The sequence below is a fragment of the Gilliamella sp. B2969 genome (assembly GCF_026536195.1).
In the GTDB taxonomy this organism is placed as follows: domain Bacteria; phylum Pseudomonadota; class Gammaproteobacteria; order Enterobacterales; family Orbaceae; genus Gilliamella.
On sequence record NZ_JAFNOP010000005.1, the window covers coordinates 87,973 to 103,095 of the forward strand.

The following is a 15,123-nucleotide window of genomic DNA, read 5'->3' on the forward strand; positions in this document are numbered from 1 at the left end:
CACGTAAAGTTTTACATATAGGGTTACATTGGCATATTATTGATGAATTTTAGTTTGAAAATAACGATGCGCATTATCGAAACAGATATTCCTAACCATATTCCCAACCAAATTAAAATCAGCAGGGATTTCACCATTTTCCATCCAATCACCAATCATATTGCACAAAATTCGCCTAAAGTACTCATGCCTTGTAAAAGATAAAAAACTACGAGAGTCAGTCAACATTCCCACAAATTGACTTAATAATCCCATTTGAGAAAGCTGCATCAATTGACGCTGCATACCATCTTTTTGATCGTTAAACCACCATCCCGAACCAAATTGGATTTTACCCGCCATATCCGAGCCTTGAAAATTGCCCACCATAGTAGCTATTACTTCGTTATCACGTGGGTTTAAACAATACAAAATGGTTTTAGGTAATTGATCGGTCAAATCTAATAAACCAAGCAGCGAAGATAAAGGTTCAGCTATGGGTCTATCACCAATCGAGTCAAAGCCAGCATCGGGCCCTAGTATTTTAAACATTCGTTGATTATTATTTCGTAACGCGCCTAAATGTAATTGCATAACCCAGTTACGCTGATGATATTGCTTACCTAACCACACAAGAATAGCGGTGCTAAATTGGGCTATTTCTACTTCAGATAAAGATTGATTCATTAAACGCTTTGTTAGAATGTGATCAAGCTGTTTTTCAGGAGGAATGTCGGCATAACGCAATATTTCGATACCATGATCAGCTGCTTGACAATTATGTTGTTCAAAATGATCTAACCTTTTTGTCAAAGCACAAAGAAGTTTCTCAAAACTATTAATTTCAATATCAGCAGCTACACCCAGTTGAGCGATATAATCTGTAAATCCAGACAATTCAATTTTAAACACTTTATCAGGTCGCCAACTTGGGCGGACTTTAGTTTCAAATGCATTATCCAAACTAATTTTTTTATGATACTCAAGAGAATCAATTGGATCATCAGTTGTGCCTACTGCTTTGACTTTCATTTTCTTTAAAATGCCTTGAGTAGAAAATTCTTTTGTCGCCAACAGTTCGTTCGCTTGCAACCAAATTTTTTCAGCTGTGTTTTCATTAAAAAGAATATTTTTTATACCGAATGGGCGTTTTAGTTCTAAATGAGTCCAATGATAAATTGGGTTACCTAGCGTCAATGGCACAACTTTTGCCCAAGTAAGATATTTATCATAATCAGTAGCATTACCTGTGATTAGATTTTCATTAATACCCGCAGTGCGTAGTACTCGCCATTTGTAATGGTCTCCAGCTAACCAGATTTCTGCTAAATTACGAAAATTTTTGTTTTCCGCGATTTCTTTTGGTGAAAGATGGCAGTGATAGTCATAGATAGGTTGATCTTGAGCATAATCAAAATATAGCCTTTGTGCTGCATCAGTTTGTAATAAAAAATTATCATCTAAAAAACTTTTCATGCTGTCTTATCCAAAATTAGATTATTAAATCGTTGATTGTTTGTTTTGCACCTTTATCCATCAAAGAAAGATAATGCTCACTCACTTTTTGTTTAAATAGTGCGTTTTTCGGTAAATCCGTTCCAAACACTGCATTAAGACTGAGCAAGGCATCAACTCTTTCAAGGCCGTCTGGACTAGATTTAACTAACCGAGTAAGTTCATTTAACATAGGATCGCGAACATCAATAGCCTGATTATTATCATCGACGCCCCCAACATAACGCATCCAAGCTGCTACACCTAAAGCCAGTAGTGAAAAATCAGAATGATGACTAATATGCCAACGAATTGAATCAAGCATACGTTGTGGTAGTTTTTGTGTGCCATCCATAGCAATTTGCCATGTTCTATGTTTTAGTGATGGATTACTAAATCTTTCAATCAGTTTATTAGCATAGTGTTGTAAATTAACATTTGATGGAACATTTAAGGTTGGAGCTTGCTGTTGCAGCATTAATGATAAAGTCGCTTTTTTATAGTTTTTATCATTCATACAATCATTAATATGTTCATAACCCGCTAAATAGCCTAAATAAGCTAAAAATGAGTGGCTGCCGTTTAACATTCTGAGTTTCATCTCTTCATATGGGACGACATCATCAACAAATTCAGCACCCACTTCATCCCAATTAGGTCGATTAGTCACAAAGTTATCTTCAATCACCCATTGGATAAACGGTTCACAAGCAATACCGCATGGATCATACATGCCGCCTAAAGCATGTTCAATTTCTATCAACGTTTCAGATGTTGCAGCCGGTACAATGCGATCAACCATCGTACAAGGAAAGGTAGTATTCGCTTCAATCCATAAAGCTAACTGAGTATCACGAGCATTAGCTAAACCTAAAATCGCTTTTTTCAATACCAATCCATTTTCTGGAATATTGTCACAAGATAGTGCTGTAAATGACCTTAATCCTCGTTGCATTCTTCGATAAAGCGCTTCAACAATCACACCCGGAGCCGACATTGGCTTAGATGGATTAGCCAAATCAGCCTTAATCAGCGCGTTATTCAAATCTAAACCTGAACCACCGGGTAACATACAATAGCCTTTCTCTGTGACTGTTAATGATACAATCTCAACAATAGGATCAGCCATTTTTTCCAAAATAGTATCAATACCATCACTTGTCGCTAACAGTGATTCTTTTACACTACCAATAATAAATGCTTCTTTAGTCGTTGCGCCTTTTTCTAAAACCGTATAAAGATGATCTTGCTTGCGAATATCATCAATTAATTGTTCACCACCCACAATGTTAACTTCGCAAATCCCCCAGTCACTATTACCTCGATTCAATAATCGATCGGTAAATAAAGCTTGATGCGCGCGATGAAAAGCACCAAACCCTAAATGCACAATACGCGCGATCATGTTATTTCTGTTATAAGAAGGTTTATTTTGAATTGATGACGGAACATCTAATAAATTTAACATTTTTTCAACCATAGATAATTGTTTACCAATAATATTGGTTAAACATATTTTCACTTGTTAATAAATTTTTCACCTATATTTTTTATTTTTTGTGATTAAAATCACGTTTTTTGGTTTATTTTATAGTCGAAGATAACAAAATATTTATAATGAACACCAAAATTGGTATTCCAATTATAAAATTAGCGCCCATTATTTTATAAACAACTTCTGGTACTGATAATAATTAGCGTATAATTACACTAAATCAAAGTAAGAATGGGGATTTATAGATAATGCTTACTGTTAATCGGCTATATCAAGAAATTGGTAATGAGCTGAAATCATTATTAAAAAGTGGAACTTACAAATTAGGTGACCGACTACCACCTGAACGAGACATTGCCGAAGCATTTAGTGTAAGTAGAACAGTAGTACGTGAAGCACTAATTATGTTAGAGCTGGAAAATTTAGTCACAGTTAAAAAAGGATCGGGAGTTTATGTAATTGGTTTACCAGATGAAATCTTATCCGAAAAAGATAAAAAAATCGAAGAAGAAGATTTTGGGCCATTTGAATTATTGCAGGCAAGACAACTAATTGAAAGTAATATTGCCGCTTTTGCCGCGTCACAAATAGTTAAATCCGATATCATTGAGTTAAGATCAATCTTGGAACGAGAACGACAAATTTTAGAGCAAGGGTTAATTGATGATTATAGTGACGATGAATTGTTTCATATCACGATCGCCAAAGCGACTAAAAACTCAGTTCTTGAGGGTTTATTACAGGATTTATGGCAAAGACGTTCAGCAAGTAAAATGTGGAATCAATTGCATAGTCGTATCACTGATCACAGTTATCGAAAAAAATGGCTTGATGACCATGAAAAAATTTTACAAGCTTTGCAAATAAAAGATGCGATGGCTGCGCGCCATGCAATGTGGCAACATTTAGAAAATGTTAAACAAACATTAATGACCGTTTCTGATAGTGAAGATCCAAATTTTGATGGTTATTTATTTGATTCTATTCCTGTTAACATTGTTAACCAATGAACAATATAAACCAACGTCATTTATCGATCTTTTAGCTATTGAAATATTAAATAAGCTAAAAATTTAAGGAGAATTTAGATGGAACAAACAATGCGTTGGTTTGGTCCTAGCGATCCAGTATCATTAGATGACATTAGGCAAGCTGGGGCAACAGGAATTGTGACCGCTTTGCACCATATTCCTAATGGTGAAGTGTGGCCGATTGAAGAGATTCAAAAACGCAAAAACATGATTGAAGAAAAAGGGTTAACTTGGTCAGTTGTTGAAAGTATTCCCATTCATGAAGAGATAAAAACACACACTGGTAATGTTGAGCAACATATTGCCAATTATCAGCAATCAATTCGGAATTTAGCCGCCTGTGGTATTGATACTGTTTGTTATAACTTCATGCCTGTTTTAGACTGGACTCGAACCGATCTTGCTTACACATTACCTGATGGTTCTAAAGCACTCCGTTTTGACCAAGTTGCTTTCGCTGCATTTGATATTCATCTTTTAAAAAGACCTAATGCAGAAAACGATTATTCAAATGAAGATATTGACAGCGCAAAAACATATTTTGAAAAAATGACACAAGCAGATAAGGACAAGCTTGTTGCTAATATTATTGCGGGTTTACCAGGAGCAGAAGAAGGTTACTCTCTTGATCAGTTTAGAGCCCACCTTGCCACTTATGATGGCATTGACAAAAATAAACTGCGTGAAAATTACGCCTATTTCCTGAAAAACATTGTACCTGTCGCTGAAGAAGTCGGCGTGGTATTAACCGTACATCCTGATGATCCACCACGTCCTATTCTAGGGTTACCGCGCATTGTTTCAACTATCGAAGATATGCAATGGATTAAAGATACAGTTGACAGTATTCATAATGGTTTTTGTTTCTGTACTGGGTCTTATGGAGTTCGTCAAGATAACGATTTAGCCAAAATGGCTGAAAAATTTGCTGATCGTGTGCATTTTATTCATCTACGGGCAACAGTCCGAGAAGATAATCCACTCTCTTTCCATGAGGGAGATCACCTTGCTGGTGATGTTGACATGTACGCAGTCATTAAAGCTCTGGTTAGCGAAGAACAGCGACGTAAAAAAGCAGGAATTAAACGTGCTATTCCCGTTCGTCCCGATCATGGACACCAAATGTTAGATGATCTGAAAAAGAAAACCAATCCGGGTTATTCTGCCATTGGTCGTTTAAGAGGATTAGCCGAAATTCGCGGTGTAGAATACGCGATTAAACGTGCATTTTTTGAATAAACCCGCTGTTAACACAATCAAAAATAAAGCCCATATAATGGGCTTTTTTATTATTATTGATAATCATAAAAAATAAAAAAGAGCGTCAACCGCCCTTTTGTTTTATGTTAGGATGTACTTCTTTATTGCATAACGAATATAATGATTTCTGTATTTAATTACTTTTGCTTACGCTGATACAACAGTGAACACATAACAATTGCCCCAACAATATCTAAAAAGCCCATAGTAATAAAAAAGGGTTTAAAGCCAATTGTTGCAACAAACTGACCAACAATAATTGTAAATAAGAAACTAGCAATCCAAGCCGAGCTACCACGCAAACCATTTACTGTTGATACTTCTTTACCATCAAAGTTTTCAATAACTTGAATAGTAAGCATGGCAGATAACATCTGATGTCCCCATGCACCTATAGCAATTAAAGCAATGGCAGCATATGGGCTTTGTGTTAAACTTGCAAACGCCATGGATAACATGAAAAAAGCAGCGCCAAGATAAGTTACACAAGCTGCATTAACACGAGACAAATTAAAACGCTTATTGAGCATACGCGAAAAATAACCGGAGGATAAACCACCAAAATCGGCAGCAAGGAAAGGAATCCAAACAAACATTGCCATCTCTTTTAATTGCATACCGCGTTCAGTTAATAAATAGTAAGGAACCCAAAAATTAACTGCCGCCCAAGCTGGTTCAGCTAAAAAAGCTGGAATAGCAATACCATAGAATTTTTTTTGCAAAATCACTTTTTTAATTGCTTGCCAGATGTTTTTGTTTTGTTGGCTCTCTGTGTCATCTTGATCGGATAAGATATATTTTCTTTCCGCCTCACTAATAGACCGACTTTTTGACGGCTCGCTGAAAAAGTAGAGCCATATTCCTGCCCAAATTAACCCAACAGAACCTGGAATTAAGAAAGCTAACTGCCAACCACCAAATTGGTGTATCGCATAAATAAGAGGAGGAGCAATCATGGCACCTAATGAAAAACCAACCATACTCCAACCATTAGCAATAGCGCGTTCCTTTTTAGGAAACCATAAACTAATAACTTTAGCATTGGCTGGTGCAACAACAGATTCAGCACCGCCCATAAAAAAACGTAAAATCGCTAATTGAAACCAAGTGCCTGCACCAGCATGAAGTATACACATAATAGACCAAATGATGACCATTATCGCAAAACCAACTCGTAAACCAATTACATCAATAAACCAGCCTACAATAGGTTGAAAAAGGGTATAAGCTAGTTGAAAAGCGCCAGTAATATACGAGTATTCTTTAGGTGTTATATTTAAATCACGTATAATTTCTTGAGCCATAATACCTAGTGCGTTACGATCGACATAATTAAGAATCACACCCGTTGCAAACAAAATGATCATTACCCAACGGACATATCCTCCTGATTTAAAAATGGAACTCATAATATACCTCTAGTTGTAATTTAAATTTCTAACATAAAAAAATTATGTAACACTGCATATTGGTAAACCAAATATTACAACTAATTTATTACATCGTATGCCAGATTTGTTTAAAATTGAGACAGTGATCACATTTTATATAGAATTGGTATAATAAATAATTTTATAAAATAGTATTAATTATTTGTTACAAAACTAACTTATACAAGTTATTCAATAGATTAACTCATCAAAGTTTGAATAAAGATCGCTTTAAAAAATAGATATAGAGACTAAAATTGGTAGCCTAATTTTGAAAGATAAAAGCAGCAAATATTTATCTTTTTGACAGCGTTACTTTCAAACAGGTATACTGAAAAGGATATTATCTACATCTATATCGTTAAGCAGTTTAAACATAGGAGGATGTAATATGGGTATCTTAAATAATATTTTTTCTAAAATATTTCCAAGCGCACAAGCAGCAGCAACAAATGTTAACAATACGGTCAAAGACAAAGTAAATAGTATGACAGATGCTGCTAAAAACGCCGCCTCTGGCATTCAAACGGAAACACAACAAAATTTAGACCAAGCCAAACAAGTATCTCAGACTGATGTTATGTCAATTTTAGAGAATTTAGCGAACAAATATCCTGAAAAACTTAATTGGAAAACATCAATTGTTGATTTATTGAAGTTATTAGGTATCGATAATAGTTTAGAAGCACGAAAAAATTTGGCAAAAGAACTTAACTACCCAGGCAGTACCGATGATACCGCATCGATGAATATGTGGTTAATCAAAGAAGTAATGAAAAAAATCGCCGAAAAAGGGGGAGATGTTACCCATCTATTTTCTTAAGATTGTTTGATTCAACACAATCCACCTGATGCTAGGTGGATTATCATCCAATAAGACTTACCACTATAATAAGCTTAATAACCTTTCTTTCAGCCTTTAAAAGCATGTAAGTGGTTCATTGCACTTTCAATACCATCTGATAATAAAATCTCAACCGATCGTACCGATTCTTCTATCGCCTTATCAATAAGTTCTTGTTCGGGTTTAGAGGGTTTATTTAACACATAACCAACAACTTTATTTTTGTCACCCGGATGACCAATACCAATTCTGAGACGATAAAAATTTAAATTATTACCTAATTTGCTGGCAATATCTTTTAAACCATTATGACCGCCATGACTACCACCAAATTTAAATTTAGCAATACCTGGGTTAAGATCCAGTTCATCATGAGCGACTAAAATTTCTTCTGGTTTAATTTGATAAAAAGTTGCTAGTGCCTGTACCGCTTTACCACTTAAATTCATAAACGTAGTAGGGACTAATAATCTCACGTCATGACCACCAATGTTTATTCTAGCTGTATAGCCAAAAAATTTAGCTTCATTTTTTAAAGATTGATGATATCGTTCAGCTAAAAGATCAACAAACCATGCACCTGCATTATGGCGAGTTGCGGCATATTCATTTCCAGGATTGGCAAGTCCTACAATAAGTTTTATCGTTGTCATAATATTGGGATTATTTATTGATTTTTTTTAGAAAAAAGCCCCAATATAAAGGGGCTTGTCGTTCAATAATAAAATAAATTATTGATGGAACATCGCTGAAATTGACTCTTCGTTACTAATACGACGAATAGCTTCAGCAAGCATTCCAGATAGTGTTAATTGACGTACATTTTTTAATGCTTTTACTTCAGCAGTTAACGGAATGGTGTCACAAACAACTATTTCATCAATGGCAGAATTTTTAATATTGGTGACGGCTTTACCTGAAAAGATTGGATGCGTTGCATAAGCATAAACGCTTTTAGCACCACGCGCTTTTAATGCATCCGCCGCTTTACAAAGTGTACCGGCTGTATCAATCATATCATCAACTAAAATACAATCTCTATCAGCAACATCACCGATGATATTCATCACTTCCGCTTCATTAGCACGTTGACGACGCTTGTCGATAATAGCCATATCAGTATCATTTAAAAGTTTTGCAATCGCACGAGCACGTACCACACCACCAATATCAGGCGATACGACAATCGGACGTTCAAACTCGCGTTGTAACATATCTTCTAAAATAACCGGGCTACCAAATACGTTATCCACAGGTACATCAAAAAAACCTTGAATTTGCTCTGCATGAAGATCAACGGTTAATACCCTATCAACACCAACTGTTGATAAAAAGTCAGCAACAACTTTAGCTGTAATAGGCACTCGCGCTGAACGTACACGACGATCTTGCCTTGCATAACCAAAATAAGGAATAACCGCCGTGATACGACCAGCAGATGCACGACGCATTGCATCGATCATGACTAATAATTCCATTAGGTTATCATTGGTAGGCGCACAAGTTGATTGAATAATAAAAACATCTTCACCACGGACGTTTTCGTTAATTTGTACATTTACTTCTCCATCGCTAAAACGACTAACAACAATATCACCAAGAGAAGTATAAAGACGATTAGCTATACGTTTTGCCAGCTCCGGTGTAGCATTACCAGCAAAAAGCTTCATATCAGGCACGAGAAATCCTCAAGCATGTTATAATGATTACTTATACGTAATCGGTTAAATCGGGGTAATAATTATATAATCATTTACAGAGTATGCTCAACCACATTATAAAAATTTATTCAAAAATTTTTATATGTATCACAATAATAAATAGAAAAACATATCAATAATATGTTTTCTTGAAGTGAATCAAAAATCAGTTAAACTACTTTCTAATTATAAACCTTAATGAGTAAACAAATTTGGCAAACCGCAACACAAAAATAGACAACGTGATGAATGAACAATCCATGATAAATAACAATGAAAATATTAAATCAAAACGAACTATTCGAAGTTTTGTATTACGACAAGGTCGTTTAACTAAAGGCCAGCAACAAGCATTAGAGAATTTATGGCCTGTATTTGGTATTGACTATAATCCAAACGTTACTATAGGTTCAAATAATAACAAACCCTTTGTGTTAGAAATTGGTTTTGGTATGGGGGCATCATTGGTTGAAATGGCCAAAAATGCGCCGACTAAAGATTTTTTGGGGATTGAAGTGCACAAACCTGGAGTGGGTGCTTGTTTGATGGCGATTGAAGAAAACCAATTATCTAACCTAAAAGTCATGTGTCATGATGCCGTTGAAGTCTTGAATAATATGATAGCAGATCACTCGCTTGATAAGGTGCAAATTTATTTTCCCGACCCTTGGCATAAAGCAAGACATAATAAACGTAGAATTATTCAACCTGAATTTGTGCAATTAATACAAAGAAAATTAAAGGTTGGCGGTATGTTACATCTTGCTACCGATTGGCAACATTATGCCGAACATATGCTTGAAGTATTAACTCAAGCAGAAGGTTTTAAGAATTTATCATCAACGGGGGATTATATTCCCAGACCAGAAGATAGGCCAATTACTAAGTTTGAAAAAAGAGGTCAAAATTTAGGGCACGGGGTTTGGGACTTACAATTCATAAAAAAATAGTTATATAAAGGAGCCATTATGCAAAACCAAACAATTGATTTAATTTGTCAGCACCGTTCAATTCGTGCTTATAAATCCACCCCCTTAACTCAAGCGCAAATTGATACAATTGTTACAGCTGCACAATCGGCTTCAAGTTCTAATTTTTTACAATGCGCTACGATAATTCGTATTACTGATAGTGACAAACGTGAAAAACTTGCTCACTACACAGGCGATCAGTGCTATGTTAAACAAGCACCCGAATTTTGGGTATTTTGCGCTGATTTCAATCGACACTTTCAAATTGATCCAACAATCCCCCTTGAAAGAGCAGAACAACTTTTAGTTGGCTGCATTGAAACTGCGATCATGGCACAAAATGCAGTGATTGCAGCTGAATCTTTAGGCTTAGGCATAGTTTATATTGGTGGCTTACGTAATAATATTGATAACGTTACAGAATTATTAGCCATCCCTAAATATGTTTTGCCTCTTTTTGGGTTATGCATTGGCTATCCAGACCAGCACCCTGAAATAAAGCCAAGACTTCCTAAGCCTTTGGTATTTTTTGAAAATCAATATCAATCAATAGATAAAACTCTATTGGCACAATACGATACACAAATGAATGATTATTACAATCACCGTAGTACCCATCAAAAAACAGGTGGTTGGAGTGATAAAATTGCCGAAACGATTATAAATGGGCAACGAAGTTTTATTTTAGATTATCTACACAAGCAAGGTTGGATCACAAAATGAGTAACTCGCATTACCAATTGGAGAAAGTTGTTATACTAAGTCGTCATGGTATTCGTACAGCTTTACAAAATACCCTAGAATTTATTGATCAAGCTACCCCCTATCAATGGCCCAAATGGGACCATCCTTATGGTTATCTAACAACCAGAGGAGGAGCATTAGAAGTCTATTTTGGTCACTACCTGTCACAATGGTTAGAAAAACACAACATCAAAATAACCAATAATAGTCATGACTTGTTTGTCTATGCCAATAGCTTACAAAGAACCGTTGCGACAGCACAGTTCATTGTAGCCGGCGCCTACGCTGGTTGTGATATAACTATCAATCATAAATACCCTATTGAAAGAATGGATCCAATTTTCGATCCAAGTTTAGAAGAAGATTCAGCACAATTTAAGCAAGCCGTTTTACGTGATATCGAGCAAGCAGATAAGGCTCAATCAATTTTTAAAAACTTAGCGCCGGCTTATCAAATTTTGTCTGATATACTCGATTACAAACAATCTGAGCTGTACAAACAATATCAGTGTGAATTAGCCGATATCCCATTAGAACTCTATTTTAAAAAGAATGAAGAGCCAGCGTTATTGGGTGCCTTAGCTGTTGGCATTAGTGTCGTTGATTCTTTTTTATTGCAATATTATTCAGCGTTCCCTAAAAATCAAATTGCATGGGGTAAAATTGATAGCTTAGAGCAGTGGCAACAAATTGTGCAGATTCGTAATCAGTACATTAACTTAATTTGCCACACCAAAACACTCGCTACACGCGCAGCAGCCAAATTGATCAATATGATTGATGATCTAATGCAGCAACAATATACGGTCAATTTATTAGTCGGCCATGATAGTACAATCGCATCACTATTAGGCGCTTTAGATTTTGAAGAGTATCAACTACCTCATCAATATGAAACCACTCCTATTGGTGGTAAAGTAATTTTTCAACGCTTCAAACACTCGCTAACAGGCAAGCATTATTTTAAAGCTGAATATGTTTATCAAAGTTTTGAACAACTTTATACAGGACAAGCGCTCGATATCAATAATCCACCTGAACATTTTCAGCTAAAACTCAAAAATGCATCACTCAACTCTGATGGGTTTTATGATTGGAGCGATTTTGAAAAACGTATCCATGTTTAATGCTAAAAAGTATAAATAACCTTAGTGCCCATTCCGCCAACAAAATTGGCGGAATAGTTTTATCAAGCCATAGCTAACTTTAACGTTTATAGTTATGTTAATTGCTCTATTGATAAACTTTATAAAATCACACAGTAAAATACATACACAAACATAACTAATTAAAAATTACATATTATATTAGCTAACTCAACAGATTATTTATAATTTCCATCAAAAATTTTTTATCAATCGTCTAAAATGGCATACCTAAAAACTAACAACAAATAATCTATTTTTGATTTAGTTACGGTTCATATTTCTTAAAATCACTCAATTTTTGACTTGATAAAGATCTTTACCTTAATTAACCTGTTTTAAAAATGTAACCGATATCATAAAAGCACAATTTTAAGTCATAACTAATTTTATCATAGTTGAAAAAATTCAGTTTAATGAAAATAGCCACTATTTTTCTATAAATAACAGCATGTATAAACTCAGATTTAGCATTAATACTGCATTTTAAAAAAACTCAATGATGTAATTTAACAAATTAGTAACATAAAATAATGTAATCGATTTCACAAAATGTTATCTAGATCACTTTTTTTGAAAAAGTAAGATGATATTATCCTTAAAAACAGATGGCTTTTTGTACTTACTTTTAATGTAAACGATATGCAAATAACGTGTTCATTGAAAGATTAGCAAAGGAAGTTGATTATGAATCAAAAAATAACCTCATCCCTTTATAATAAAAATTACTGGGTATTTACGCTTTACTTTTTCCTTTATTTTTTCATTATGGGGGCCTATTCGCCATTTTTTCCTGTATGGTTAAAAATGAATGGGTTAGATCAAGCCGAAACAGGATATGTGTTCTCATTTATTTCATTATTTGCGCTTCTTTTTCAACCTTTCTTTGGGTTAATCTCGGATAAACTCGGATTAAAAAAACATCTACTGTGGATTATCACATTACTATTAGTTCTATTTGGCCCCTTTTTTATTTTTGTATTGGGACCACTACTTCAATTTAACGTTACTTTAGGTGCTATAGTTGGGGGACTTTATCTGAGTGTGGCATTTAATTGCGGTTCACCATCAATAGAAGCCTTGGTTGAAAAAATCAGTCGACGAAGTGGATTTGAATTTGGTCGATGCCGTATGTTTGGTTGTTTTGGTTGGGCAATTTGTGCTTCATTTGTTGGTATTATGATTTCAAAAGATATCAATGCGGTTTACTGGTTATGTTCAGGTTTTGCAATTATCTTATTGTTTTTAGTTAAAATAGCCGATCCAGCCAAAACAACAACGACCGACGTTGTTGAACAAATGGGACTTAATAAACCAGAACCGTTCAATTTGAAACTTGCATTTAACTTACTTAGCATGAGTAAAACATGGTATTTTATGCTTTATATTATCGGTGTTGCCTGTACTTATGATGTGTTTGATCAGCAATTTGCTAACTTTTTCACTTCATTTTTCAAAAGCGAACAAGTGGGCCGTGAAGCGTTTGGTTATGTCACAACGCTTGGGGAATTTTTAAATGCGACTGTTATGTTTTTTGCACCAATTATTGTCATGAAGATCGGTAGCAAAAATACTTTATTAATAGCTGGAGCGATTATGTCGATTCGTATAACCGGTTCAGCATTTGCAACTAACGCAATTGAAGTTGTTATTTTAAAAACATTACATATGTTCGAAGCGCCGTTATTATTGGTTGGTGCATTTAAATATATTACTAAACACTTTCCTATTCGATTATCAGCAACGGTTTATTTAATTGCATTTTGTTTTGCAAAACAACTCTCTATTATGTTTATGTCCACCTTTGCAGGTCTAATGTATGTTAAAATTGGCTACGAAGGCACGTATTTAGTCCTTGGCGCAATCGCATTAAGTTTTACATTGATTTCGTCATTCACTTTATCTGGACGCGGTCCTTGGGATATCTTTAAAAGACTAAACAGTGAACAAAATAAAGATCAACAAGAACTCAACAAAAATATAACATTAGATTAAGGTTTTAACATGAAAATATTAGTAACAGGTGGTTGCGGGTATATTGGAAGTCATACATGTGTACAATTAATTCAATCAGGATACACACCGATTGTCATTGATAACCTATTCAACAGCAAAGCTTCGGTATTAGATAGAATTAAACAAATTACTGGTCATAGTGTCAGTTTTTATCATGGTGATATCTGTGACCAACAATTATTAGAAAAAATATTTGCTGAGCATGATATTCAAGCAGTTATCCATTTTGCTGGACTAAAAGCCGTGGGGGAATCGGTATACAAACCGCTTGAATATTATGAAAACAATGTCTATGGCAGTATTGTGTTAATGAAAGCAATGCGAGCTGCGGGTGTAAAACAGTTAATATTTAGTTCGTCAGCAACCGTATACGGTGAACTCGCACCAGTTCCCTATGTCGAGACATTACCACAAGGTTTACCAAGTAGCCCGTATGGAAAAAGTAAATTAATGGTTGAACAATGTATGATGGATTTAGCTGTTGCTGAACCAGACTGGTCATTAACTTTATTACGTTACTTTAATCCTGTTGGCGCACATCCAAGCGGATTAATGGGTGAAGATCCACTCGGTATTCCCAATAACCTAATGCCTTATATCACCCAAGTTGCTGTAGGAAAACGTGAGTCACTTGCTGTTTTTGGTAATAATTACCCGACAAAAGATGGCACTTGTGTTCGTGACTTTATTCACGTAGTCGATTTAGCTGATGGACATATCGCTGCACTTAAAGCTGACCAACATAAAGCAGGTGTACATATTTATAATTTAGGTTCAGGTATTGGCTATAGTGTCTTAGAAGTTATTAAAGCTTTTGAAAAAGCCTCTGGTAAACCACTCAATTGGCACTTTGCTCCTAAACGTGCAGGTGATTTACCTGCATTTTGGGCTGACGCAAAAAAAGCAGAACAAATTTTAGGTTGGAAAACCAAATTAACACTTGATGATATGGTAAAAGACTCGTGGAATTGGCAATCACATAACCCACAAGGCTATCCAGATTAAACCATATAG

The 15,123-nt window shown here is 35.1% G+C and carries 13 protein-coding genes; 8 read left to right on the forward strand and 5 right to left on the reverse strand.

The genetic code is table 11. The annotated features are described in order from the left end of the window. Nucleotides 1-36 precede the first annotated feature (36 nt). Nucleotides 37-1,455 (reverse strand): glucuronate isomerase, encoded by a 1,419-nt coding sequence (uxaC, locus tag J3U66_RS05805; RefSeq protein ID WP_267348340.1) that lies wholly within the window; start codon nt 1,453-1,455, stop codon nt 37-39. 16 nt (nt 1,456-1,471) lie between these two features. Beyond that, nucleotides 1,472-2,941 (reverse strand): mannitol dehydrogenase family protein, encoded by a 1,470-nt coding sequence (locus J3U66_RS05810; RefSeq protein WP_267348342.1) that lies wholly within the window; start codon nt 2,939-2,941, stop codon nt 1,472-1,474. Nucleotides 2,942-3,216: 275 nt separating this feature from the next. Between J3U66_RS05810 and J3U66_RS05815 the strand changes: the two genes are divergently transcribed. Together J3U66_RS05815 and uxuA are read left to right on the forward strand one after the other, a co-directional pair. Next, the gene (locus tag J3U66_RS05815; RefSeq protein WP_267333727.1) at nt 3,217-3,978 is read left to right on the forward strand and encodes a GntR family transcriptional regulator; all 762 of its coding nucleotides are present in this window, start codon (nt 3,217-3,219) and stop codon (nt 3,976-3,978) included. A gap of 78 nt (nt 3,979-4,056) precedes the next feature. Further along, complete coding sequence (gene uxuA, locus J3U66_RS05820; protein ID WP_267348344.1) at nt 4,057-5,238, forward strand: mannonate dehydratase; 1,182 nt, start codon at nt 4,057-4,059, stop codon at nt 5,236-5,238. A gap of 158 nt (nt 5,239-5,396) precedes the next feature. Here uxuA and J3U66_RS05825 read toward each other — a convergent pair whose 3' ends face one another. After that, nucleotides 5,397-6,668 (reverse strand): MFS transporter, encoded by a 1,272-nt coding sequence (locus J3U66_RS05825; RefSeq protein WP_267333729.1) that lies wholly within the window; start codon nt 6,666-6,668, stop codon nt 5,397-5,399. Between the two features lie 412 nt (nt 6,669-7,080). Between J3U66_RS05825 and J3U66_RS05830 the strand changes: the two genes are divergently transcribed. Continuing rightward, nucleotides 7,081-7,512 carry a DUF3597 domain-containing protein gene (locus tag J3U66_RS05830; protein WP_267348346.1) on the forward strand — a complete coding sequence of 144 codons (432 nt, stop codon included), beginning with the start codon at nt 7,081-7,083 and terminating at the stop codon, nt 7,510-7,512. Between the two features lie 89 nt (nt 7,513-7,601). Here the strand turns inward: J3U66_RS05830 and pth are convergent, their stop codons facing one another. After that, complete coding sequence (pth, locus tag J3U66_RS05835) at nt 7,602-8,186, reverse strand: aminoacyl-tRNA hydrolase (RefSeq protein WP_065634721.1); 585 nt, start codon at nt 8,184-8,186, stop codon at nt 7,602-7,604. 78 nt (nt 8,187-8,264) lie between these two features. Then, nucleotides 8,265-9,212, reverse strand: a complete 948-nt coding sequence (locus tag J3U66_RS05840; protein ID WP_065634720.1) for a ribose-phosphate pyrophosphokinase — start codon at nt 9,210-9,212, stop codon at nt 8,265-8,267. 266 nt (nt 9,213-9,478) lie between these two features. On the opposite strand from J3U66_RS05840, the gene trmB reads away from it, so the two are divergent. From trmB to galE, 5 genes are all read left to right on the forward strand, one after another. After that, nucleotides 9,479-10,183: a tRNA (guanosine(46)-N7)-methyltransferase TrmB gene (trmB, locus tag J3U66_RS05845; RefSeq protein WP_267346715.1), complete on the forward strand. Its 705-nt coding sequence runs from the start codon at nt 9,479-9,481 to the stop codon at nt 10,181-10,183. Between the two features lie 18 nt (nt 10,184-10,201). Further along, nucleotides 10,202-10,927: an oxygen-insensitive NADPH nitroreductase gene (nfsA, locus tag J3U66_RS05850; protein WP_267343638.1), complete on the forward strand. Its 726-nt coding sequence runs from the start codon at nt 10,202-10,204 to the stop codon at nt 10,925-10,927. Next, on the forward strand, nt 10,924-12,075 hold the full coding sequence (locus J3U66_RS05855; protein WP_267343639.1) for a histidine-type phosphatase: 1,152 nt from the start codon (nt 10,924-10,926) through the stop codon (nt 12,073-12,075). Before nfsA ends, J3U66_RS05855 begins: the two co-directional genes overlap by 4 nt. 705 nt (nt 12,076-12,780) lie before the next feature. After that, complete coding sequence (locus tag J3U66_RS05860; protein ID WP_267348348.1) at nt 12,781-14,088, forward strand: MFS transporter; 1,308 nt, start codon at nt 12,781-12,783, stop codon at nt 14,086-14,088. A 9-nt stretch (nt 14,089-14,097) separates the two neighbouring features. Next, a complete protein-coding gene (gene galE, locus J3U66_RS05865) occupies nt 14,098-15,114 on the forward strand; it encodes a UDP-glucose 4-epimerase GalE (protein ID WP_267343641.1) in 1,017 nt (338 codons plus the stop codon). The last annotated feature ends 9 nt before the right edge of the window (nt 15,115-15,123 follow it).